This window comes from Sphingomonas sp. RB1R13 (genome assembly GCF_036663775.1).
GTDB lineage: Bacteria > Pseudomonadota > Alphaproteobacteria > Sphingomonadales > Sphingomonadaceae > Sphingomicrobium.
In genome coordinates, this window is the sequence record NZ_JAXOJM010000001.1 from 1,005,676 (window position 1) to 1,030,484 (window position 24,809).

The 24,809-nt window shown below is 65.5% G+C and carries 15 protein-coding genes; 7 read left to right on the forward strand and 8 right to left on the reverse strand.

The window, feature by feature from the left end; translation table 11 throughout:
- Position 1 precedes the first annotated feature (1 nt).
- Positions 2-2,344 (reverse strand): FtsK/SpoIIIE family DNA translocase, encoded by a 2,343-nt coding sequence (locus U1700_RS04865; protein ID WP_332751137.1) that lies wholly within the window; start codon positions 2,342-2,344, stop codon positions 2-4.
- Between the two features lie 107 nt (positions 2,345-2,451).
- Here U1700_RS04865 and U1700_RS04870 point away from each other — a divergent pair, with 107 nt between their 5' ends.
- The 3 genes from U1700_RS04870 (at position 2,452) to U1700_RS04880 (ending at position 7,563) form a co-directional block, all read left to right on the forward strand.
- Positions 2,452-3,669: an FAD-dependent monooxygenase gene (locus U1700_RS04870; RefSeq protein ID WP_332750627.1), complete on the forward strand. Its 1,218-nt coding sequence runs from the start codon at positions 2,452-2,454 to the stop codon at positions 3,667-3,669.
- Positions 3,670-3,788: 119 nt separating this feature from the next.
- A complete protein-coding gene (infC, locus tag U1700_RS04875; RefSeq protein ID WP_332751139.1) occupies positions 3,789-4,334 on the forward strand; it encodes a translation initiation factor IF-3 in 546 nt (181 codons plus the stop codon).
- Positions 4,335-4,545: 211 nt separating this feature from the next.
- Positions 4,546-7,563: a TonB-dependent receptor gene (locus tag U1700_RS04880; protein ID WP_332750629.1), complete on the forward strand. Its 3,018-nt coding sequence runs from the start codon at positions 4,546-4,548 to the stop codon at positions 7,561-7,563.
- Between the two features lie 114 nt (positions 7,564-7,677).
- Here U1700_RS04880 and U1700_RS04885 read toward each other — a convergent pair whose 3' ends face one another.
- The gene (locus tag U1700_RS04885) at positions 7,678-10,404 is read right to left on the reverse strand and encodes a [protein-PII] uridylyltransferase (RefSeq protein WP_332750631.1); all 2,727 of its coding nucleotides are present in this window, start codon (positions 10,402-10,404) and stop codon (positions 7,678-7,680) included.
- Positions 10,401-13,028, reverse strand: coding sequence for a DNA mismatch repair protein MutS (gene mutS / locus U1700_RS04890; protein WP_332750633.1), 2,628 nt, complete (start codon positions 13,026-13,028; stop codon positions 10,401-10,403). The genes U1700_RS04885 and mutS overlap by 4 nt, the downstream gene beginning before the upstream one ends.
- A gap of 74 nt (positions 13,029-13,102) precedes the next feature.
- Between mutS and U1700_RS04895 the strand changes: the two genes are divergently transcribed.
- Positions 13,103-15,376: an NADP-dependent malic enzyme gene (locus U1700_RS04895; protein ID WP_332750636.1), complete on the forward strand. Its 2,274-nt coding sequence runs from the start codon at positions 13,103-13,105 to the stop codon at positions 15,374-15,376.
- 134 nt (positions 15,377-15,510) lie between these two features.
- Here the strand turns inward: U1700_RS04895 and U1700_RS04900 are convergent, their stop codons facing one another.
- Both U1700_RS04900 and U1700_RS04905 read right to left on the reverse strand, forming a co-directional pair.
- Complete coding sequence (locus U1700_RS04900; RefSeq protein ID WP_332750638.1) at positions 15,511-17,601, reverse strand: RelA/SpoT family protein; 2,091 nt, start codon at positions 17,599-17,601, stop codon at positions 15,511-15,513.
- 90 nt (positions 17,602-17,691) lie between these two features.
- On the reverse strand, positions 17,692-18,015 hold the full coding sequence (locus U1700_RS04905; protein ID WP_332750639.1) for a CC_3452 family protein: 324 nt from the start codon (positions 18,013-18,015) through the stop codon (positions 17,692-17,694).
- A 125-nt stretch (positions 18,016-18,140) separates the two neighbouring features.
- On the opposite strand from U1700_RS04905, the gene U1700_RS04910 reads away from it, so the two are divergent.
- Positions 18,141-18,626, forward strand: a complete 486-nt coding sequence (locus U1700_RS04910; protein ID WP_332750640.1) for a winged helix-turn-helix transcriptional regulator — start codon at positions 18,141-18,143, stop codon at positions 18,624-18,626.
- 76 nt (positions 18,627-18,702) lie between these two features.
- Here U1700_RS04910 and rpoZ read toward each other — a convergent pair whose 3' ends face one another.
- Positions 18,703-19,044: a DNA-directed RNA polymerase subunit omega gene (gene rpoZ, locus U1700_RS04915; RefSeq protein WP_332750642.1), complete on the reverse strand. Its 342-nt coding sequence runs from the start codon at positions 19,042-19,044 to the stop codon at positions 18,703-18,705.
- Positions 19,045-19,170: 126 nt separating this feature from the next.
- Here rpoZ and U1700_RS04920 point away from each other — a divergent pair, with 126 nt between their 5' ends.
- Positions 19,171-20,331, forward strand: a complete 1,161-nt coding sequence (locus tag U1700_RS04920; RefSeq protein WP_332750644.1) for a phospholipase D-like domain-containing protein — start codon at positions 19,171-19,173, stop codon at positions 20,329-20,331.
- On the opposite strand, the gene U1700_RS04925 is transcribed toward U1700_RS04920, so the two are convergent.
- The gene (locus U1700_RS04925) at positions 20,328-20,963 is read right to left on the reverse strand and encodes a class I SAM-dependent methyltransferase (RefSeq protein ID WP_332750646.1); all 636 of its coding nucleotides are present in this window, start codon (positions 20,961-20,963) and stop codon (positions 20,328-20,330) included. The two genes, U1700_RS04920 and U1700_RS04925, sit on opposite strands and share 4 nt — an antisense overlap.
- 231 nt (positions 20,964-21,194) lie before the next feature.
- On the opposite strand from U1700_RS04925, the gene U1700_RS04930 reads away from it, so the two are divergent.
- Positions 21,195-22,508, forward strand: a complete 1,314-nt coding sequence (locus U1700_RS04930; RefSeq protein ID WP_332750647.1) for an MFS transporter — start codon at positions 21,195-21,197, stop codon at positions 22,506-22,508.
- Here U1700_RS04930 and U1700_RS04935 read toward each other — a convergent pair.
- Positions 22,505-24,805: a CDC48 family AAA ATPase gene (locus tag U1700_RS04935; RefSeq protein ID WP_332750649.1), complete on the reverse strand. Its 2,301-nt coding sequence runs from the start codon at positions 24,803-24,805 to the stop codon at positions 22,505-22,507. The two genes, U1700_RS04930 and U1700_RS04935, sit on opposite strands and share 4 nt — an antisense overlap.
- Positions 24,806-24,809 lie beyond the last annotated feature (4 nt).

The window sequence follows — 24,809 nt, forward strand, 5'->3', positions numbered from 1 at the left end:
CTCACAACTGGTGCCCGTCGGTGTCCATCAACACTTCGCGGCGGCCGACATGGTCGGGCTGCCCGACCCGACCGTCCTTTTCCATCCGCTCGATCAGCCGCGCCGCGCTGTTATAGCCGATCCGCAATTGCCGTTGGAGGTAACTCGTTGACGCCTTCTGACTCTCGGCCACGACCTGGATCGCTTTCCGGTACATCGCCGTCTCGGCATCATCCTCGCCGACCGGCTGGCCATCGAACAGATAACCGCCGTCCTCGGGCTCCTCGGTCACCGCCTGGATATAGTCGGGGAAGCCCTGCTTGCGCCAATGGTCGGCGACAGCGCGGACCTCGTCGTCGCTGACGAACGGGCCATGGACGCGCATGATCTGCTTGCCGCCCGGCATGTAGAGCATGTCGCCCTTGCCCAGCAGCTGTTCGGCGCCCTGCTCGCCAAGGATGGTGCGGCTGTCGATCTTGCTTGTCACCTGGAAGCTGATGCGGGTCGGCAGGTTCGCCTTGATCACCCCGGTTATGACGTCGACCGACGGGCGCTGGGTCGCCATGATCAGGTGGATCCCCGCCGCACGCGCTTTTTGCGCCAGCCGCTGGATCAAAAACTCGACCTCCTTGCCCGCGGTCATCATCAGGTCGGCTAGCTCGTCGACGATCACCACGATCTGCGGCAGGACGTCATATTCCAGCTCTTCGGTCTCGTAGATCGGCTGGCCCGTCTCGGCATTATAGCCGGTCTGCACCCGCCGCCCGAGCTGGGTGCCCTTGGCTTTGGCATCGCGCACCTTGGCGTTGAAGCTGGCGAGTGCGCGCACCCCCAGGCTGGCCATCATCCGATAGCGTTCCTCCATTTGCTCGACGGTCCATTTGAGCGCGCGGATCGCTTTGCCCGGCTCGGTCACTACCGGCGCCAGCAAGTGCGGAATATCCTCGTACATCGACAGCTCGAGCATCTTGGGATCGATCATGATCATCCGGCATTCGTCGGGCCCCATGCGATAGAGCAGCGACAGGATCATGCAGTTCAGGCCGACCGACTTGCCCGACCCGGTGGTGCCGGCGACAAGCAGATGCGGCATCGGTGCCAGGTCGGCGATGACCGGATCGCCGGCGATATTCTTGCCCAGGATCAGCGGCAGCGACATATTCTGGTCTTCGAACGCCTGGCTCCCGATCAGCTCGCGCAGGGCAACCGATTCGCGTTTCACATTGGGCAGTTCGATGCCGATCACGCTTCGCCCGGGGATAGTTGCGACCCGCGCCGACAGCGCCGACATGTTGCGCGCAATGTCGTCGGCCAACTGGATCACCCGGCTCGCCTTGATCCCGCTGACGGGCTCGAGCTCGTACATCGTGACGACCGGCCCGGGGCGTACCTCGACGATGTCGCCGCGAACGTGGAAATCCTCGAGCACGCTTTCGAGCAGCCGCGCATTGCGCTCCAGCCCGGCGCGATCGATCGGCACTTTGCCGCTTTCGGGCGGATGGGACAGCAGCTCGATCGGCGGCAGCGCATAATTGTCGCCCAACGCAAGGCTTGCCTGGCCCGGCGCGCGGCCCTTGCGCCCGCTATCGCGGCGCTGTGCGGGGGCAATCGCGCTCGATGATTCGGTAACGGCGACCGCGGGGCGCGATCGCGGCGGGGCTGGGGCGGCGTCGCGCTGTTCCTCCTCGCGCTGACGAGTTTTGCGCGGCGGCTTGGCGCGAACCACGGCATCGGGATCGCGGCGGAAGATTCCACCGACCCACGCTCGCTCACCCTCGTCGATCGCGCAGGCAATCCAGAACAGTGCGAGCCCGCCGATCGCCAACAGGGCCAGCAGGCTGAGCTTCGCCGGGCCGGCGATCGCGCTGTTGCCGATCATCGCCAGCCCAGTCTCGATCGCATGAGCCCCGCCCAGCCCGATCGCCCCGCCCCACCCGGCGGGGAGCCCCGACACGGTCGATCCGCGCAGCAGCCCGAGTGCGATCCCGATCAGGATGACCGCGGCAATCGCCACGGTCAGCGCGCGCCCGAAGCGACTGCCAGGAACGTCACGCACCATCCTCAGCCCGCCCAGCGCCACGATCGGCAGCAACAGCACCGCGCCAAGCCCGAACAGCAGCATCAGCAAGTCGCTGGCATAGGCGCCGAACCCGCCGAGCCAGTTGACCGGAGGCCCTCCGGCGGCGGTCGTGAAACTGGGATCGGTCGTACTGTGCGTCGCCAGCGCGATCGCCAGCGCAATCGCCAGCGCAACCAGCAGCGCTCCGACCGTACGCCTGGCAAAGCGCCGTACCGATGCGGCGAGCGTGTCGCGCCAGTCGGGTCCCAGGTCGCGCTTCTGCGCGCGTTGTGCAACGCTTGCCATGTCTTCCCCCGCCGTCGTGGCGTCACTTGTCACGCGCGCACAATGCCTTGTCGGGGACTCCCGGCGCAAGGCTTTCCTCGCCGGGCCCAAATGCGTAGAGGAAAGCCATGCAGCAAAGCGACGTCATCATCCTTGGCGGAGGGCTGGTCGGACTGGCGCTCGCCGCCGCGCTCGACTCGAGCGGCCTGTCGGCCACCGTCATCGATCCCGCCGATCCCGACCTTCGCCTCGACGCCGCGTTCGACGGACGGACCAGCGCGGTGTCGTCCTCCTCGGCGCGAATGTTCGACGCGATCGGGATCAGCGCACACTTCCCCGCTCCCGGCGGCCCGATTCGCCAGATCCGCACCTCGGACGGCCTCGCTCCGGGCAGCCTGACGTTCGACGCAGGCGAGGAAGGCGAGCCGCTCGGCTGGATGCACGAGAATCGTAATTTGCGCGCCGCACTCCGCGCCCGGGCCGAGGCGGGCACGGCGATCACCCTTCACTACCAGACGTCGGCTACGCACATCGATCGCGGCGAGCATGGCGTGACTGTCACCCTCGACAGTGGCGAGATGCTCCGCGCGCCGCTGCTGGTTTCGGCCGAGGGCCGCAATTCGGCGACTCGCGCGACCGCCGGAATTCGCCTCGCCAAATGGTCCTATGATCATCGCGCGATCGTCTCGATCCTCCGCCACGCGATCCCCCACGACGGCATCGCCTACGAGATTTTCTATCCCGGCGGCCCGTTCGCCCTGCTACCGATGACCGACGACGAGACGGGGCCGCGCTCGGCGATCGTCTGGTCGATCACCGAGGCCGATGCCCCCGGCCTCCTCGCCCTGACCGACGATCAGTTCGCGTCCGAGGCCCAGGCGGCGATGGGCGGCTTCCTCGGACCGTTGGCGATGCTTGCCCCGCGCTCCTCCTACCCGCTCGGCTTCCACCATGCCGCGCGAATCACCGACCAGCGACTCGCGCTCGTCGGGGATGCCGCCCACGCGGTTCACCCGATTGCGGGGCAGGGGCTCAACCTGGGCTTCCGGGATTCCGCCGCGCTGGCGCAGGTCCTCGTCGAAGGCGCCCGGCTCGGGCTCGACCTTGGCGACCGGCAATTGCTCGACCGCTACCAGCGCTGGCGCAGCCTCGACACGCTGATGGTGGCGATGTCGACCGATGGCCTCAACCGCCTCTACTCGGTCCCCGGCAAGACCGCTGCGGCGGTGCGTCGCTTCGGCATGGGGATGGTCGACCGGATCGCGCCGCTCAAGGCACGGCTGATGGCCGAAGCGCGCGGGACGAGCGGCGAATTGCCGCTGCTCCTGCGCGGGTTGCCGATCTGACTCAAGGCGCCCAAGTGACGCGACCCCGCCACAGCTGGACTGAAATCGGCGTGGTCGCCCTTCACAATTCGCCCGCGAACGACTAGCTGGCGCCAGACATTAACTTTGGAGATTGCGCTATACCCCCGCCCTATCCGCGCCGATCGCAGGCGCCGCCGCAGTTTACCGGCCCTCGCTACAACGAGTTTATCCAGGCGCAGAAAGTCCGGGTGATCGACGAAAATGGCGAGAATTTGGGCGTCATGTATACGCGCGAGGCGTTTGAACAGGCGCAGGGCGTCGGCCTCGACCTGGTTGAGATCAGCCCGAATGCCGATCCGCCCGTCGCCAAGTTCCTCGACATCGGCCGCTTCAAATATGAAGCCCAGAAAAAGGCCAATGAACAGCGCAAGCGCCAGAAGACGCAGGAGATCAAAGAGATCAAGATGCGCCCCAACATCGACGATCATGATTATGATACGAAGATGAAGAAGGTGGTCGAATTCATCGAGGATGGCGACAAGGTCAAGGTGACGATGCGCTTCCGCGGTCGCGAGATGGCGCACGGCCAGCTCGGCATGGCGGTGCTTCAGCGAGTCCAGGCCGAAACCGCCGAAATCGCCAAGGTCGAAGCCCATCCGCGCATGGAAGGTCGCCAGATGTTGATGGTGCTGTCGCCCAAATAGGCTGAAATCGCCGGAATTTCGGGAAATAACCAAGCCCGGTTGCCCTTACGGCAGCCGGGCTTTCCTGTGTCTGCATGACATCGATTGTTGCAACTATGCCGCAGAGGCGCGCGAAAGCGGCAGAAATGCGGCGACCATGTTCCCATCAGCGCGCGAGCAGATTAGTCTTAGCCCAAGAATGATAACGAAAAAATCTCCCAGGGAGGACATAATGAACAAGTCGCTTTTGCTCGCGTCGGTGAGCGCCGTCACCCTGCTGGCCAGTCCCGCCTTTGCGCAGACCGCCGGGCAAGTCGATCCCACCACGCAGAACAGCCCCACCGCCAAGTCAGGCAAGGTCGCCAACACCGCCACCGCCGATACGCCGATCGACACCGGCGACATCGTCGTGACCGCGACTCGTCGTAACGAAGCCTTGTCCGACGTGCCGCTGGCGGTCAGCGCGGTCACCGCGCAGAGCCTTGAAAATTCGGGCGCGACCGATATCCGCCAGCTGACCCAGCTGTCCCCCTCGCTGCTGGTCTCGTCGACCTCGTCCGAAGCTGGCGGCGGCGCGGCGCGTATCCGCGGCGTCGGCACCGTCGGCGACAACCCTGGCCTCGAAAGCTCGGTCGCCGTGTTCATCGACGGCGTCTATCGTTCGCGCACCGGCGTCGGCCTGACCGAACTCGGCGCGATCGATCGCATCGAAGTCCTTCGTGGCCCGCAGGGCACCCTGTTCGGGCGCAATGCCTCGGCCGGCCTGATCTCGATCATTACTGCCAAACCCAAGTTTCAGTTCGGCGCCAACGCCCAGGCCGATGTCGGCAACTATAACTACCGCCGCCTCGAACTTGGCGTGACGGGGCCGATCAGCTCCACCCTCGCCGCGCGCATCGACGGCGTCTACATGAAGCGCGATGGCTTCCTGAAGGATGTCGTGTCGGGCCGCGACGTCAATGACCGCGATCGCTACCTCGTTCGTGGCCAATTGCTGTTCGAGCCCTCGTCCGACCTCTCGTTCCGCCTCATCGCCGACTATGCCAAGCGCAAGGAAGAATGCTGCGCCGCGGTCTATTTCCCGGTGCGCGACTTTACCGCCACCGGTCCCAAGCCGTCGACCGTCGCCGGCTATGAAAACGCCCTCGGTGCCCGCATCCAGGACAATGCCAAGGCGCGCCGCGTGTCGATCACGCCGGGCCGCGACTATACCTCAAACGTCGAGGATTACGGCCTCTCGGGCGAAATCAATTACAAGCTTGGCGGCGGCATCCAGATGACGTCGATCACCGCCTATCGCTCGAATGAATTTATCCGCGGCCAGGACGCCGACTTCAACGCGCTCGACATCCTCTACCGCAAGGCTGACGGCGGAGCGGCCAACCGCTTCCGCACCTTCACTCAGGAAGTCCGCTTCCAGGGCTCGACGCTGGGTGACAAGCTCGACTGGCTGATCGGTGGCTATTATTCGAACGAGAAGCTGCGGGTGAAGGACAACCTCGCTTACGGCAAGGACTATGAAGCCTTCGCCAATTGCCTCGTGGCGACCAAGATCCAGACGCTGACCGGGGTTCCCCTGGTTTCGCCGACCGCCGCCAACGGCAGCTGCTTTAACCGCCAGGTGGCCATTGCGGCGCAGTCGATCACCGCCATTCCGGCGGCAACGCGCGGCGTCATCGGCTTGTTCGCCGGGATTGCCCCGGGCTTTCCGCAGGGTGGCTTCGACGCCGTCTCGGCCCGCATCGGCCAGCCGCAACTGCAGATCGGCCAGAACGGCATCAACGATCTCTACAATCAAAAGAGCAATAATTACGCGATCTTCACCCACAACATCTTCTCGATCACCGACAAGCTGAAGTTCACCGTCGGGCTTCGCTACACCCACGAGAAGAAGACGCTCGATGCGTCACTGCGCGACTCCAACCCCGGCAATAACTTCTGCGGCATTCTCAACGCGACCCCGCTGGCTGCGCTGGTGACCCTGCCGTGCGTCCTCGCGACGGTTCCGGGTGGCGCGCTCAACGACAGCGCGTCAAAGACCGAAAGCAAGATCTCGGGAACGGCGGTGCTCAGCTACAAGCTCAGCCCCGAACTGCTGACCTACGCCAGCTTCTCGCGCGGCTATAAGGCGGGCGGCTTCAACCTCGATCGTTCGGCCCTGCCGCGTTCGTTCAACGGCGCGATCACCGATCCCAATACCGGCCCGGTGTGCGGATCGTCGACGCAGGCGGGTTGCACCGGCTTGGCGCGGGTCAGCTCGCTGGCCTTCGCGCCCGAGATCAACAATGCGTTCGAACTGGGCGTAAAGTATAACGGCCGCGGCATCGACATCAACGTCGCCGCCTTCCATCAGCTGTTCCGCGACTTCCAGTTGAACGCCTTCAACGGCATCAACTTCCAGGTCGAGAACATCAACAGCTGCTCGACCGACCTCAACGGCACCGACAGCGACATCTTCAGCAACACCGGCGCCTGCACCGGCAAGCTCAAGTCGGGTGTACGCTCGATCGGCATGGAGTTTGAGCTCTTCACGCGTCCCTTCCGTGACGTGTCGTTCAACCTCGGCGCGGTCTATGCCGCCACCGAATATCGTCGCAATCTGGTCGGCTCCGCTGGCCGTCCGCTGTCGCCCAACTTCTTCCAGTTGCCGGGCCGCGCGCTGTCGAACTCGGCCGAGTTCACCGCCACCGCGTCCTTGAGCTGGATGCCTCAAATCGCTTCGAACGGCACCAAGGCCCTGTTCTACGTCGACGGTCGTCACATGAGCACCTTCAACACCGGCTCGGATCTGGACATCGAAAAGATCCAGCGCAGCTTTAACGTCGTCAACGGTCGCGTCGGCATCCACGGCCCCAACGGCATGTGGGCGCTCGAAGTGTGGGGCCAGAATTTGTTCAACAAGACCTATGCCCAGGTCGGCTTCGACGCTCCGCTTCAGGGCACCGGCACTGGCGCCTACTCGAACACCGCCCGCGGCGTTCAGGAAGGCCGCTATGCCCGCGCCAACCAGCTGTTCGGCCTGTTCCTGGCCGAACCGCGCACCTACGGCCTGACGCTTCGTGCCAAGCTCGCGGCGAGCCCGCGTTCGGTGCCCGAATATGTCGCCCCGCCGGCCCCGCCGCCGCCGCCGCCTCCTGCGACGCAGACCTGCGCCGATGGCAGCGTTATTGACGCGACGGCAGCCTGCCCCGTCATCGCACCGCCGCCGCCGCCGCCTGCTCCCGCCCCGTCGCAGGGCGAGCGCGGCTAAGCCTCGGCTACGTCACGAAAAAGTAAAAGGGCCTCGCAGGAAACTGCGGGGCCTTTTGCTGTCCCGGCCCACCGATCCGTCAGAGGGAGAGTGCGAACTTCGTGAACTTCCAGCTCAGGCCGCCCGCGCCGTCCCGGGCTGGGCGACCGTCTCGAGCAGCGCCGCCCGAAGCGCGGCCACCTCGTCGGGGACCAGCTTCTTGCCGGCGCCGTTAGTGACATAGAAAACGTCGACCGCCCGTTCGCCATAAGTGGCGATATGCGCCGAATGGAGTTGATGGCCGTGGGCAAAGATCGTCCCCGCCAGCCGCGCCAGCAGCGCCGGTCGGTCGAGCGCGTTGACCTCGACCACGGTCGTCCGGCTCGACGCCTTGTCGGCGATCAGCACGCGCGGCGCCACGCGGAACGTGTCGACGCCGCGGGTGTCGATGGCCCGCAGCACGGGCGGCTCGCCGGCAATGGCATCGGCCACCGCACTCGCCAGCCGCTTGCGCAGCTTGGCATCGGCATAGGCGCGGCCTTGCCGGTCGTGGACCAGCAAATTGTCGAGCGCCATGCCGTCACGCGTGGTGTGGATCCTGGCATCGACAATGCTCGCCCCGACATCGGCCAGCGCTGCCGAGATACGGTAGAACAGCCCCGGGCGATCGGGGGCGAACACGCTGATCCGAGTCGCCCCCGAATTGCGGTCATCTTCGGCGACGACGCTCGGCGTTCCGGGCGGACTATTGTCTTCAACGTCGGCAATCTGGCGGGCATTGGCGAGCAGCCACTCGGGGGGCTCGGCCACCCAATAGCTATCGGGCAGCCGCCGGTGATGCGCCATCGTCGTCGCCGCGCTCCACTGCAGTGCGCGCGCTAATTCCTCCTGCCGGTCGGCGACCCGCTCGCTCCGCCCATGCTCGACATGGCCCAGCCGCAGCCGCTCCTCGCCAGCGTCGAACAGGCTCTGCAACAGGCTTCGTTTCCAGTCGTTCCACGTCCCCGGCCCGACAGCGCGAATGTCGACCACGGTGAGGATCAAGAGCAACCGCAGCCGCTCGGGGCTTTGCACGATATGCGCGAAGTCCTCGATCGTCTTGGGGTCGGCCAGGTCACGGCGGAAGGCGGTGTTCGACATCAGCAGATGGTGCCGCACCAGCCACGCCACCGTCTCGGTCTCGCCGGCATCCAGCCCGAAGCGCGGGCACAGCTGGAGCGCGATCTTGGCCCCCAATTCGCTGTGATCCCCGCCGCGCCCCTTGGCGATGTCGTGCAGCAGCACCGCTACATAAAGCGTGCGACGCGAAGCGATCTGGTCGAACAGGCGCGTCGACAGCGGGTGGTCTTTTTCCAACTCGCCGCGCTCGATTTGCGCCAGCAGACCGATCGCGCGGATGCTATGCTCGTCGACCGTGTAATGATGGTACATATCGAATTGCATCTGCGCGACGACCCGGCCGAAGTCGGGAATGAAGCGCCCGAACACCCCCGCCTCGTTCATCCAGCGAAGCACCGTGTCGGGCCCGTCGCGGTTAGTGAGCACATCGAGGAACAGGGCATTGGCGCGGGGGTCAGTCCGCACGCTGTCAGCCAGCCGCGCATCGCGCGACGCGGCCCGCATCGCGGCGGGGTGGATCTCCAGCCGCTCGCGCGCGGCGACCGCGAACAGCTCGATCAGGCGCACCGGATCGCCAGCGAAATAGTCGTCGCTCGGGATCGAAATTCGCCCGCGATCGAGAATGAACCCGCCAAGCCGTGCCGGGCGACGCGATCGCAGCGTGGGCAAGGCAAAACGCCGCCCGCTGCGCGCCATCTGCTCGTCGACCTGCGCCAGGAACAGTCCGGTCAAATCGCCGACGGTCTTGGCGTTGAGGAAGTAGAATTGCATGAAGCGCTCGACCGCGCTTTTGCCGGGGCGATCCGAATAGCGCATCGCCGCGGCAATCTCGCGCTGCTTGTCGAACCCCAACCGCTCCTCGGCGCGCCCGGCGGCGAGGTGCAAATGGCACCGCACCGACCAGAAGAAGCGCTCGGCACGCTCGAACCTGCGATATTCATCGGCGGTCAGCAAGCCCGCCCCGACGAGTGCGGCCGGCTGCTGCACGCCATGGATATATTTGCCGATCCAGTAGAGCGTATGGAGATCGCGAAGCCCGCCCTTGCCGTCCTTGACGTTGGGCTCGACGACATAGCGGCTGTCCCCCATCCGCGCATGGCGCTCGTCGCGCTCGGCGAGCTTGGCGGTGACGAACTCGCGCGCGGTCCCGGCGACGACGTCGCGGCGGAAGCGAAGCCGGGTCTCCTCCGACAGGCTCTCGTCGCCCCACAGGAAGCGCGCCTCGAGCAGCGCCGTGCGCACCGTCATGTCGGACTTGGCCAGGGCAATGGCCTCTTGCGGGGTGCGCAGCGACTGGCCGACCTTCAGCTTCAAATCCCACAGCAGATAGAGCAGCGCTTCGGCCACCTGCTCGCACCACGGCGCTCGGCCCTGCGGCACCAGCATCATCAGGTCGATGTCGGAGAACAGCGCCATCTCGCCGCGCCCGGTGCCGCCCAGCCCGACCAGCGCGATCCGCTCGGATGCCGTCGGATTGGCGTTGGGGTAGAGCCGCTGGGTCACGAAATCATAGGCCAGTCGGACGATCTGGTCGGCAAGGAAGGCGTAAGCGGCGGCATGGGCGCGGCCTCGGCCCGGCTGGGCGACGACCCGCGCGGCAATCTCGGCGCGGCCCTGGTCAAGCGCGTCACGCAATATTCGGGTGGCGGCGGGCTGGAGGTCGCTGCCTTTCGGGAGTGACGCCAGAGCGTCGCCGACCGCGCGGCGGTCGATGATCTGGCGGCGCTGTTCGACGTCGATCATGTGGCCTCCGCGGCAAGGCGTTTGAGGGCGTAGAGCGCATCGAGCGCCTCGCGCGGGGTGAGCGCATCAGGATCCGTTGCGGCGAGCGCGGCGAGCAGCGGATCGGGTGTGGGTTCGGCCTGGACCAGCACGGCAAACAGCGGCAAATCGTCGAGCCCGGCGGCAATCCCGCCGGTCGCATCGCGCCCCGCCTCGAGCTTGGCCAGCACCGACTTGGCGCGCGCCAGCACCGGGCCGGGCACCCCAGCCAGCCGCGCAACGGCAATGCCATAGCTGCGGTCGGCCGGCCCGGCGGCGACTTCATGGAGCAGGACAAGATCGCCCTTCCACTCGCGCGCCCGGACATGGTGGAGCGACAGCGCATCGAGCCGGTCGGCCAGTCGCGTCAGCTCGTGATAATGGGTCGCGAACAGGGTTCGCGCGCGGACCGTGTCGTGCATCGCCTCGACCACCGCCCAGGCAATGGCGAGACCGTCATAGGTCGATGTCCCGCGCCCGATCTCATCGAGGATGACCAGGCTCGAGGGCGTCGCCTGCGCCAGGATCGCGGCGGTCTCGACCATCTCGACCATGAAGGTCGATCGGCCGCGCGCCAGATTGTCGGCCGCCCCGACGCGGCTGAACAAACGGTCGACGATGCCGATCTTCGCGCGGGCGGCGGGGACGAAGCTTCCTGCCTGGGCAAGCAGCGCGGCAAGCGCGACCTGGCGGAGGAAGGTCGACTTGCCGCCCATGTTAGGCCCCGTGATCAGCCATAGCCGGTCGTGCGGGCCAATTGCGACATCATTGGCGATGAAGCGGTCACCCGATGCTGCGAGCGCCGCTTCGACCACCGGATGGCGCCCGGCATCAATCTCGAGGCACGGCTGGTCGACGAGGCTCGGCGCGCACCATCCGCCCTCGGCGGCGCGTGCCGCATTGCTTGCGCCGACGTCGATCCGGGCGATGGCGTCGGCGGTTGCGGCGATGGCGGCGGCGGTGGCGACGGCAAGGGCGGTGAGATCGGCGAAATGGCGATGCTCGGCGGCGATGGCATGGCCTCCCGCCTCGACCACGCGGCTGGCCTCGGCATGAAGGTCGGGCGAGTTGAACCGCACCACCCCGGCCAGCGTCTGGCGATGGGTGAAACCGCTGTCGGCCACCATCAGCGCATCGGCGTGGCGCGCGCCGACCTCGACATGATAGCCGAGCACGGCATTGTGGCGGATCTTGAGCGACGCGACGCCGGTGGCGTCACGATAGCGCGCTTCCAGCTGGGCAATGGCGCGGCGCCCGTCAGACGCGGCCACGCGAAGCGCGTCGAGCGCGGCGTCATATCCCTCCGCGATGAACCCGCCTTTGGCGCTGTCGAGCGGCGGAGACTCAATCAGCGCGAGGCCAAGCCGGTCGACCAGCGCGGCATGCCCGCCAAGGTCGGGCATCGTCGCCTCGAGCAGGGGCGGCCGCTCGGGCTCCTCGTCAAGCTCGGCCCGAAGCCGTGCCGCTGCCGTCAGCCCATCGCGCAACGATGCCAGATCGCGCGGGCTGCCCCGGCCCGCGACGAGCCGCCCCAATGCTCGCCCAAGATCAGGCATTGCCTTGAGCGCCCCGCGCACCCGGTCGCGCCGAAGGCTCGCGCCATGGAACCATGCCACCAGCGCCAGCCGCGCCTCGATCGCGCGCCGATCGGTCAGTGGGGCCGACAGGTCGGCGGCGAGCAGCCTTTTGCCGCACGCCGTCACGCAGCGATCGATCGTCGCAAACAGGCTGGTCCCATAAGGACTTCGCAAAATCTCGAGGCTTTCGCGAGTCGCCGGGTCGATCGCCATATGCGCCGATCGCGCGATCCGGCGCGGTGCGGCAAGGAAGGGCACCGCGTCTTTCTGCGTGGCGTCGAGATAGGCGAGCAACCCTCCCGCCGCGGCCAGCTCGGCCCGTCCCGGCGACCCGAACCCGTCGAGAGTCGCCACCCCGAACCGCGCGTGAAGCGCCCGCTCGCCGGCGATACTGTCGAACCCGCCCTTGCCGCGTACCGTCGTTATCCCGGGCACCTTCTCGTCGGCGATGATCTCGGCCGGCCCGATCTGCGCCAGTTCGGCAGCCAACTCGCCCGGCCCGCACGCGACGAGCTCGAACCGCCCGGTCGAGATATCCGCCGCGGCAATGGCCCACTCGCCTGCCCCGGGCGCCGATCCGGGGTCGCCGACCTTCGCCACCGCCGCCAGCCAGTTGGCCGCCGCGCTGTCGAGCAATACCTCCTCGGTCAGCGTGCCCGGCGTCACCAGCCGCACGATCGCGCGATCGACCAATGCTTTTGCCCCGCGTGCTTTGCGTGCCTCAGCCGGGCTTTCGATCTGCTCGGCGATGGCAACCCGGTGACCGCCGCGGATCAACCGCGCGAGATAGGCGTCGGCCGAATGGACCGGCACCCCGCACATCGGGATTGGTTCGCCCCCCGATTCCCCGCGTTTTGTGAGCGCGATGTCGAGGCACGCTGCCGCAGCCTTGGCGTCATCGAAAAACAGTTCGAAGAAATCGCCCATCCGGTAGAATAGCAGCGCGTCCGCCGCCTCGGCCTTGAGGCGATGATATTGCGCCATCATCGGAGTGAGCGCGGCAGGGGGAGTAGCGTCGGCGCGGGCCATGGCGGCAGGGGTAGCAGGCGGCGTGCGCCAAGGGGAGGGGTGACTTCCGCTACGTCAGGCGCCAAAGACGGCGCATGTCCGAAAGCAATGTCACCTTCTCCGAAGCCGAAGCCCTCGACTTCCATTCGCGCGGCCGCCCCGGCAAGATCGAGATCATTGCGTCAAAGCCGATGGCGACCCAGCGCGACCTCAGCCTAGCCTACTCGCCCGGCGTCGCCGTCCCGGTGCTCGCCATCGCCGAAGATCCCGACAAGGCCTATGACTATACCGCCAAGGGCAATCTCGTTGCGGTCATTTCCAACGGCACCGCGATCCTCGGTCTCGGCAATCTGGGTGCGCTGGCGTCGAAGCCGGTGATGGAAGGCAAGGCGGTGCTGTTCAAGCGCTTCGCCGACGTCGATTCGATCGACATCGAACTCGCCACCGAAGACGTCGACCGCTTCGTCGACGCGGTCGAGCTGATGGAGCCGAGTTTCGGTGGCATCAACTTGGAAGACATCGCCGCCCCCGACTGTTTCATCATCGAACAGCGGTTGAAAGAGCGGATGAACATTCCGGTGTTTCATGACGACCAGCATGGTACCGCGATCATCACCGCCGCGGGGCTGATCAACGCCTGCCTGCTGACGGGACGCGACTTCAAGACGATCAAGGTGGTCGTCAACGGCGCCGGCGCGGCGGCGATCGCCTGCACCGAGCTGATCAAGGCGATGGGGGTGCGCGGCGACCATGTCATCATGTGCGACCGCAAGGGCACGATCCGCAAGGACCGCACCGACCTCGACCAGTTCAAGTCGGCCCATGCGGTCGAGACCACGGCGCAGAACCTCCACGAGGCGCTGGTCGGCGCCGACGTCTTCCTCGGCCTTTCGGCGGCAGGGGCGTTGAAGCCCGAAATGGTGATGGCGATGGCGCCGTCGCCGATCATCTTCGCGATGGCCAATCCGGACCCCGAGATTACCCCGCCCGAAGCCAAGATGGCGCGCCCCGATGCGATCGTCGCGACCGGCCGCTCGGACTACCCCAACCAGGTCAACAATGTGCTCGGCTTCCCGTTCATCTTTCGCGGCGCGCTCGATGTCCGCGCGACCGGGATCAATGACGAGATGAAGATCGCTGCCGCCAATGCGCTCGCCGAACTGGCGCGCGAGCCGGTGCCCGAGGAAGTCGCGCTCGCCTATGGCGGAATCGACCAGCATTTCGGCCCCGACTATATCATCCCCGCACCGTTCGACCCGCGCTTGATCGAAATCGTCCCCGTCGCGGTTGCCGAGGCGGCGATGCGCACCGGCGTCGCGCGCAAGCCGATCGCCGACATGGCCGCCTATCGCAAACAGCTTCGCGCCCGGCTCGACCCGACCGCGTCGGTGATGAGCCTGGCATTCGAAGCCGCGCGATCGAACCCCAAGCGCGTGCTGTTCGCCGAGGGCGAGGAGCCCAATGTCCAGCGCGCCGCGATTGCGTTCCGCGAAGGTGGCTATGGCACTCCCGTGTTGGTCGGACGCGAGGGCGTTCGTGACCAGCTCGCCGAGCTTGGCGTCAACCCGGACGACTACGAGATCCTCAACAGCCGCAATTCGCCGCTGGTCGGGCGCGCGGTCGACTACATCTACGCCAAGCACCAGCGCCACGGCATGCTCCGCCGCGAGGTCGAGCGACTGGTCAACCAGGATCGCAACACGTTCACGGCGGCTATGCTTGCGCTGGGCGAGGGTGATGCGATGATCACCGGGACGACGCGGCCGTTCAGCCAGAGCCTGGCGCAGGTCCGCAGCGTGATCGACGAAGAGCAGGGGACCACCCCGTTCGGGATTACCATCATTCCCGGCAAGCGCGGGACGGTGATGATCGCCGATACCGCGGTCAACGAGCGCCCGACCGAGGGACAGCTCGCCGCGATGGCGATCCGCGCAGCAGCATTCGCCCGGCGGATGGGGCAGGAACCGCGCGTCGCATTCGTCAGCTACACGACTTTCGGCAACCCCCCGGGGCGCTACATCGCCGAGCTTCGCGACGCGGTGAAACTGCTCGACACGCTTCAGACTGATTTCGAATATGAAGGCGAAATGGGCCCCGACCTGGCGCTTAATATCGACGCGCAGCGCAAATATTATCCGTTCAGCCGGCTCACCGGCCCGGCCAACATCCTGATCATGCCGGGGCTCCAGTCGGCCAATATCGCATCGAAACTGCTTCGCGCGCTGGGCGGGGAGAATATCCTCGGGCCCTATCTGATGGGCATGGCGCTCCCGGTCCAGATCGCCCCGATGACCGCGAGTTCGGCCGACTTGCTGACGCTGGCGGTGCTTGCCGGGGGCGGCACCGACGCGGTTCGCAAGGCCAGATAGCCTAGAGGCTAGACTCTTTTTCAGCCAAGCTGAATCGGTACCGGCCCGCACCCCCACCCGGCCAACCCACTCAGTGTATCTTATGGGTTGGCCGGGTGGGGGTGCGGGCCGGCACAGTTCAACTGAAACAGACTCTAAAGCCGCTCGACTTTCGACACGCCGTCGGTGTCGCGCAGCGCCGCCATGATCGTGTGGAGATGCGCGAGGTCGTGGACTTCGACGTCGAGGTGGAAGGTGTGGAAGCTGCCGTCGCGGTGGACCAGGTTCAAATTGACGATGTTGGCACCCTTGGTCCCCAGCATTGCCGCCACCGCCCCCAGCGCACCGGGCACATCGCGCACGATGACACTCAGCCGCGCCGTTCCGCCGTCCGACCCGTCACCCCAGGCAAGGTCGAGCCAGTCGGCATCGGTGCCGTTGGCCAGCGTGTCGCAGCCGATGGCATGGACCTCGATGCTTTCGTCCTCGCGCCGCAGCCCGACGATACGGTCGCCCGGGATTGGATGGCAGCACACCGCCAGCGTGTAGGCGACCCCGGCGGTCAGCCCCTTGATCGAGATCGCGGTCTGCTGCGCCGGCGGGCGTGGGGCAATGTCGCCTCCGGTCGATCCGGGCATTAGCGCCTCCATCAGCGCTTCGTCCGAAAAGCGCCGCTTGGCGATCGCAACCATCAACTCGTCCCTGCTCTCGACCTTCAGCTTCTTGATCGCGCGGGTCACCGCTTCGGGGGCGACCGGCGCCGGCAACCGGTCGACCAGCTCGTCATAGATTTTGCGCCCGAGCAGGATCATCTCGTCGCGCTCCTTGTGGCGGACGAAGCGCCGCACTCCGGCGCGCGCCTTGCCCGTCGCGACGAAGCGCAGCCAAGACGGTTGTGGATTTTGCGCTGCCGAGGCGAGAATCTCGACCTGGTCGCCATTTTCCAGCAGCGTGCGCAGTGGCACCACCCGGCTGTTGACCTTCGCGCCCACCGTCTGGTCGCCAAGATCAGTGTGGACCGCATAAGCGAAATCTACCGGGGTCGCGCCCTTGGGCAGCTGGATCAGCTCGCCCTTCGGCGTGAACGCAAAGATGCGATCCTGGTACATCGCCATGCGCGTATGTTCGAGCAGCTCCTCCGGGCTTTCGGCATGATCGAGGATCTCGACCAGGTCCGAAATCCACGGCACCTTGACCTCGGCGGCGGGCTTGCCCTCCTTGTAGGCCCAGTGCGCCGCCAGACCGCGTTCGGCCTGCAGATGCATTTCGCGGGTACGGATCTGGATCTCGATCCGCATCTTGCTGTCGTGGATCACCGACGTGTGGAGCGACCGATAGCCGTTGCGCTTCGGGGTCGAGATGAAATCCTTGAACCGCCCCGGCACCATCGGCCAGCGCTGCTGGATCAGCCCCAGCGCGCGGTAGCAATCATCGACTTGGTCTACGATCACCCGAAACGCCATGACGTCGGACAATTGTTCGAAGCTGATGTGGCGCTCGGCCATCTTCTTCCAGATCGAATAGGGATGCTTCTCGCGCCCCATCACCTCGGCCTCAAGGCCATGGTCGGCCAAGTGGAGCTGTAGCCCCAGCCCGATGCGGTTGACGAGGTCGCCGCCGGCCGCATGCAATTGTGACAGCCGCCGCGCGATCGACGAATAGGCGTCGGGTTCGAGCTGCTTGAACGCGAGCGTCTGCATCTCGTTCATGATCTCGTACATGCCAATCCGCTCGGCCAGCGGGGCATAGATATCCATCGTTTCCTTGGCGATCCGGCGGCGCTTGTCCTCCGATTTCACATGATGCAGCGTGCGCATATTGTGCAACCGGTCGGCCAGCTTGACGAGCAGCACGCGAATGTCGTCGCTCAGTGCCAGCAGGAATTTGCGCAAATTCTCGGCAGCGCGCTCATTCTCCGACTGGGCCTCGATCTTGCTGAGCTTGGTCACTCCGTCGACCAGCCGGGCGACCGACGCCCCGAACAATTTCTCGATCTGCTCGTGCGTCGCGACCGTGTCCTCGATCGTGTCGTGGAGGATCGCGGTGACGATCGTCTCGTCGTCGAGCTTCAGGTCGGTGAGGATGCCCGCGACCTCGATCGGATGGCTGAAATAGGGGTCGCCCGAGGCCCGCACCTGCGTGCCATGCGCCTTCATCGAGAAGACGTAGGCGCGGTTGAGCATGTCCTCGTTAGCATCGGGATCATAAGCCCGAACCTTCTCGACGAGTTCATATTGACGAAGCATGACACCAGTGTGGGGGTTCGCGCCGATGTTGCAAGCGCGAAAAAGGCCAGCCGTCATCTGCAACTGTGCTGGATGACGGCTGGGTAGCGCCTAGTTGGCGCGGGCGAGCGGTGCGGGGCCGCGTGCGCGGCTGTTGCAGCGGTCGAGTTCGGTCGGACTGAAAGCACGACCGTCGGCCAGGAAGGAAGCGAGCCGGCCGGTGCGTGCGGCAAGGCCTTGGCACAGCACCAGCGGTCGGCTTTCCTCGCTGCTGCCCTGGCAGGCGTCGCTACCGCAGTACCAGCTGATGTCACTGGCCATGATCCGCCCCAGGGGCGCGTGGGTGATCGGAACGGCGGCGTAGATGGTCGCAGAGGCGGCGGTTGGTACGACGATAAACGCAAGAGCAGCGAGTGGTGCTAAGAAGCGGTGCATGACAATCCCCTTTGATTATCCGTAGCGGATTGCAACTGGATATTCTTGCCAGTTTTGTTTTGCAACTGTTATTTCTCGACGGATTGTGATTATGTTGCCTCGAGAGAGAGGAGCTTCACCCAGGCATGAGCGACCGCGCCGCCCACATGAACGCGTTCAAGGCTGCCGCCTTGCGCTGTCCCTTGCCCTCTGCGGTAGAATTGATCGGCGAAAAATGGGCCTTCCTGATTCTTCGCGGGGCACTCAACGGGCTGGTTCATTTTGAAGAGTTTCAGGCCGGGCTTGGCATTGCGCGCAACATATTGTCGGATCGGCTTGGCAAGCTGGTGGCGGGCGGGATTCTCGCCCGGACGCTCGATCCCGGCGACCGACGCAAGGTGATCTATTCGATGACAAGCAAGGGCGAGGGACTGTTGCCTGTGGTTCTGGCGCTTCGTCAGTGGGGCGAAGATTGGGGCCATGGCGAGCAGCACCTGATCCTCGTCGACCGGGTCGGCGATCGGCCGATCAGACGGATCTGCGTGCTCGGCGAAGATGGGCGCCAACTTGGTCTGCGCGATCTGAAATGGGTCGAGCGTCTGTCCGCGAGCGATGTCCAAAGGGCGTTGTGAAAACCGGCCGACGCCTGAAAGCGAAAGGGCGGCTCCTCACCGGAACCGCCCCTTGCGAACATTGCTGCGTAAACGCTTATTCGTAATCGCCGCCTGACGGGCTCGGGCGCGGCGGCGCCGCTGCGGTGAGGCGGAGCGCTTCGGCCGAATCGGCGAGGCTCGCCAGTTCGTCGGTCTCGTCTTCTTCGTCGATCCGCACGCGCTGCAGGCTCGAGATGATCGCTTCCTCCAGATGCTTGGGACGAACGGTCGTCTCCGCGATTTCGCGCAGCGCCACGACCGGGTTCTTGTCGCGATCGCGGTCGATCGTGAGGTCGGCCCCGCCCGAAATCTGGCGGGCGCGCTGGGCAGCCATCAGCACCAGGTCGAAACGGTTGGGGATCTTGTCGACGCAATCTTCGACGGTAACGCGCGCCATGGTGGTTCGCCTTGGGACAGGGGTACGGCAGGGCCGGGAAGGGGCTGGACCTAGTGACGGCCCCCGCGAAAGTCAATGAAAGGCGCCGCGCTTGCCTTGGCGCGGTCGCGGCCCCAAGGCAAAGCAATGCCGCTTCCTACCCCACAAGACTGCAGCCTGACCGTCGACGGCAACCAGTTGACCCTGCTGACCGAAGGCCCGGCGCGGCTCGCGGCACTCCTCGCGCTGATCGACGAGGCCGAACATAGCCTCCGCGTCCTCTATTACATCTTCATGGGCGACGAGGCTGGCGAACGAGTGCGCGACGCACTCATGCGCGCGGTCGATCGCGGGGTCGCAGTGTCGCTGTTGATCGACGGATTCGGCAGCAGCAAGACCCCCGACACCTATTTCAAGGAACTCCACAACCGGGGCGCCCGCTTCTGCCGCTTCAACCCCAGCTATGGCCGCCGCTACCTGCTGCGCAATCACCAGAAGCTAGCGCTGGCCGACGGCAGGATTGCTTTGATCGGCGGTTTCAACGTCGAAAATGACTATTTTGGCACCGCCGAGGATGGCGCATGGCGCGACATCGGGCTGATTGTCGAGGGTCCGGCGGCCGAGCGGCTTGGTCATTATTTCGACGCGCTGATGGGCTGGGCGCTGCACAAGGGCGCGCGGCTGAAGGCGTTGCGCGCGGTTGTCCGTCATTTCTCCGAACATGAGGGCAAGTTGCAGTGGCAATATGGCGGCCCGATGCAGCGCAAGTCGCCATGGGCGCTATCGACCGCGCAAGACCTCGCCAATGCGAAAAACCTCGAGATGATCGCGGCCTATTTCGCGCCGATGACCAGCATGCTCGTGCGAATTTCGCGGGTTGCCAGCACCGGTGGCCGCGTGCGCGTCATCACCGCATCCAAATCGGACAATCGCGCGACGATCGATGCCGCGCGCTACACGTATCGCAAGCTGCTCCGCCGCAAGGTCGAAATGTACGAATATCTGCCGACCAAGCTTCATTCAAAGCTGCTGGTGATGGACGACATCGTCCACATCGGCTCGTCGAATTTCGACATTCGTTCGCTATATCTCAACATGGAAATGATGCTTCGCGTCGACGATCCGAAATTCGCGATGATGATGCGCGGCTATTTCGAACATGAAATCGGCGACAGCGAGGAGATTACCAAACAGCTCCACAAACAACGCGGCACGCTGTGGGAGCGGATCCGCTGGCGGGTCGGTTTTTTCCTGGTGAACAGTCTCGACTTCACCGTGACGCGCAATTTGGCGCGGAGAGAGCGCTAGGCTTCAATCACCTCTTCGCGCCACGCCCAGAACAGCGTCGCCGGGGGCACGTTCCACCATTCGAACCCTCGGTCCAGCCGCTCGAAGTGTGGTGCAATGAAGTCGCGCACCTTGGGGCTGAACTGATAGACCAGGAACGCCCCGCCCGTGCGGATTACGCGCGCCGTCGCCGCGCCGATCGCGTCGCCGACCCCGGTCGGAAGCGTCGAAAAGGGCAGCCCCGACAGGACATAGTCGGCTTTTTCAAAGCCGTGCGCAGCGATGATCTTTTCGACGTCGGCCGCCGACCCGGTGACCGCGACCAGCCGCTCATCCTGAATATCGGCCTTCAGATAGGCGGTGAAATCGGCATTGGTGTCGATCGTCAGAAGCGTTGCATCGGGTGCCATCCGCTCCAGGATCGGGCGGGTGAAGGTGCCGACCCCAGGGCCATATTCGACGAATAGACTGGTGCTCGCCCAGTCGACCGGGCCAAGCATCTTCTCGATCAGCCGGTCGCTCGACGGAATGATCGACCCGACCATCACCGGATGCTTGATGAATTCCTTGAGGAACTGGAGCTTGGGGCTCGCCAGGCGCCGCTGCGCAAAGCTGCGCGGACCTTTGAGCGCTCGGGCAGTCGACGGATTCATGAAAGCTCCAGACGGGGGCAGGTCGGCTTCGTTCGCAAATGCCGGGCCGATTAGCAAGTTCCAACGCCCGGCTCTGCGCTTCGCTCCGTCGCGGTAACGAGCCTGATCGTCGGAGAAGGAAGCGCGATGCGCTTCCGCCGATGGCGTGAATCAGGCTCGCATCAAAGGCTAGACCGTGATTCATGCTTCAGATTATTTCAATCTGAAGCGATCACGGTCTAGGGGCAAGTGATGCGCAAGACTGCCAATCATCCCGCAACGAAGCGCTCGGCCATCGGCACCACTGCGCTCACCAACCTTCAATTCCTGCTGTTGTTTGCCGCGATGCTCGTCGCCGCTGCGGGCAATACCGCGCTCCAGTCGGTCATGCCCGCGATCGGGCGCGAGATCGGTATCGGCGATTTTTGGGTCGCGGTCGCCTATACCTGGTCGGCCGTCATCTGGGTGCTATTGGCCTCATTCTGGGCGCAGAAAAGCGACACCCATGGCCGCAAGCGCCTCATGCTGATGGGGGTCGGCGGGTTCATCGTCTCAATGACCTTGTGCGGCTTCGTCCTTCGCGCCGGCCTGTCGCGGATGATCCCCGGCGTGACGACGTTCGTCCTGTTTGCGATTGCCCGCGCGATTTACGGCACGCTGGGCTGCGCAACACCCAGCGCGACGCAGGCCTATCTCGCGTCGCGCACCCGCCGTTCGGGGCGAGTCGCGGCTTTGTCGTCGCTGTCCTCGTCGTTCGGGCTCGGCACCATTTTGGGCCCCGCGCTCGCGCCCTTGTTCGTGCTCCCGTTCGTTGGCTTGCCCGGACCCTTGTTTGCCTTTGCGCTCATCGCGCTGGGCGTCTTCCTCGCTATCTGGCGCTGGCTCCCTGACGACAGTCGCGACCTTGTCCGCGAAGGGCAGGGCGCGGCGATGTCCTATCCCTCGCTGGCGACCAGTCCGACCGGCGCCAGCGTCGTTGCCGCAACCCAGCCGCGCGGCCGCCGGATGAAATGGCGCGATCCCCGCATTGCCCGCTGGATCACCGCCGGGATCGTCTCGGGCCATGCCCAGGCGGCGACGCTGACCTGCCTCGGCTTCTTCATCATCGACCGGCTGGCGCTTCCTCCCAGCGGGTCGGAAATGCCGATCTCGATCGTCATGATGGCGGGCGCCTCGGCCACGCTCGCGGCACAATGGGGGATCATCCCGCGCCTGGGCCTGACCCCGCGCACGATGATCGTCGCCGGCGCGATTGTCGCTGCGGCGGGCTGCGCGGCGATGGTCGTTGCGCACAATCTTTACGGCCTCGTCGTCGCCTTCGGGCTCGCCAGCCTCGGGTTCGGCTTCACCCGCCCGGGCTTCACTGGCGGCGCCAGCCTCGCCGTCCCACTCTCCGAACAGGGCGGGGTCGCGGGCGCGATTACCGGCGCCAACGGCATCAGCTATGTCGCCGCCCCATCAATCGGCATGGCGCTCTACGGCCTCAACCCCGACCTGCCGTTTCTCGTGTCAGCGGCACTGCTGATCGGGCTGGCGGTATGGGGCCGGACCAGCCTCCACGCTTAATCCCCTTTTTCTGCATTCTTGGACCGCAGCATCCCCGGAAGCACGAAGCCGATCCCGCCCAACGGCCGCACCGCGTCGGACTTCAGCGTGTCCTGGATCCGCTCATAATCGGTCAGCATCTCGTCGGTCACCGACGCTCGCGTCTCGGTCAGCGCAAATTCGAAATCGGCCATCGTCACTTCAGCCGACTCCAGCCCGCGCCGCAACGCCGCCAGCCCCGCACGCCGGGTCAGGTCCTCCAGATCCGCGCCGGTAAAACGCATGGTCCGCTCAGCGAGCGCCTTCAAATTGACATCGGCGGCCAGCGGCATCCCCTTGGCATGGATCGCAAGGATCCGTTCGCGCCCGGCGGCATCGGGCACGCCCACGTAAATCAGCTCATCGAATCGTCCCGGGCGAAGCAAAGCCGGGTCGATCAGGTTCGGCCGATTGGTCGCTCCGATCACCACGACATTGTTGAGCTCCTCGAGCCCATCCATTTCGGCGAGGATCGTGTTGACCACTCGCTCGGTGACTTGCGGCTCCCCCATTCCGGCTCCGCGCGCAGGAACCAGCGAATCGAGCTCGTCGATGAAGATCACCGTCGGCGCGACCTGCCGTGCCCGGGCGAACAGGCGCGCAATCTGCTGCTCGCTCTCGCCATACCATTTGGACAACAGGTCCGACGATTTGACCGAGATGAAATTGGCCTGGCTCTCGCGCGCCGTCGCCTTGGCCAGAAGCGTCTTGCCCGTCCCCGGTGGCCCGTACAGCAGGAAGCCCTTGGCCGGGCGGATGCCGAGCCGCTTGAACGCCTCGGGATGCTTGAGCGGCAGCTCGACCCCTTCGCGCAACTTGTCACGCGACTCGTCGAGCCCGCCGACATCCTCCCAGCGAAGCGTCGGCACTTGGACCATCACTTCTCGCATCGCCGATGGCGAGACGCGCTTCAGGGCATTTTCGAAATCATTCGAATCGACCGAGAGCGAATCGAGGATTTCGGGCGGAATCGTCGCGTCGTCGAGGTTGATCCGCGGCAGGATCCGCCGCACCGCTTCCAGCGCCGCCTCGCGCACCAGCGCCGCAAGATCCGCGCCGACAAATCCATAGGTCCGCCGTGCCAGGTCATCGAGGTCGATTCCGTCGGCCAGCGGCATCCCGCGCGTGTGGATCCCCAATATCTCGCGCCGCCCCGCTTCGTCGGGCACGCCGACGACGATCTCGCGATCAAACCGACCCGGCCGGCGCAGCGCCTCGTCAATCGCCTCGGGCCTGTTGGTTGCGGCGATCACCACCAGATTCTGGCGAGCCTCGATCCCGTCCATCAGCGTCAGCAATTGCGCGACCAGCCGCTTCTCTGCCTCGCCCGACACCTGCCCGCGCTTGGGCGCGATCGAATCAATCTCGTCGATGAAGATGATCGACGGCGCCGCCTTGGCCGCTTCCTCGAACACTTCGCGGAGTCGCTTTTCGCTCTCGCCATAGGCCGATCCCATGATCTCGGGACCGTTGATAGTGAAGAATTGCGCATCGCTCTCGTTGGCCACCGCGCGCGCCAGCCGGGTCTTGCCGGTCCCGGGCGGGCCATGCAGCAACACCCCCTTCGGCGGGTCGACGCCTAGCCGCTGGAATAGTTCGGGATGGCGCAGCGGAAGCTCGACCATCTCGCGCAAGGCGTCGATCGTCGATTTCATTCCACCAAGGTCGTCGTAGGTCACATCGGCGCGGCGTTCGCCGGCCTTTTTGGTAAATTCGGGCAACAGCTCGACCACTGTCGAAGCCTCGATGTGGACGATCCCGCGCGGCACGGTCGACACCACCCGCAACCGCACTTCCTGCAACGCGAACGCCGGCGCGTTGAGCAATTGGCGGACATGTTCGGGCATGTCGGCGTTGACCCGCTGGTGGCCCGCGGTTGCCACCGTATCGCCCTCGGTCAGCGGTCGCCCTTCGAAACTGCGCTTCAGTGCCTCGGCCGATCCGGTCAGCCGGACCTGCTCGGCGGCGGGCGCGAACACCACGCGTGTCGCCGCCTTCGACTCGACCTTGCGAACCTCGACATAGTCGCCTGAGCCAACTTCGGCATTGGCGCGCTGCAACCCGTCGAGCCGGATGATCTCCAGCCCTTCGTCGTCGCCATAAGGACGGATCGCGCGCGCCGCCGTGCTGCGCTTGCCGACGATCTCGATCACGTCGCCTTCGGCCAGCCCCAATTGCTGCATCCATTTGGCGGGCAGCCGGGCAACCCCGCGGCCGCTGTCGGCGGGGGGCAGATTTGCCACTTGCAGGCGGCGCACCTGCGCATCGACATCGGCCATGGGG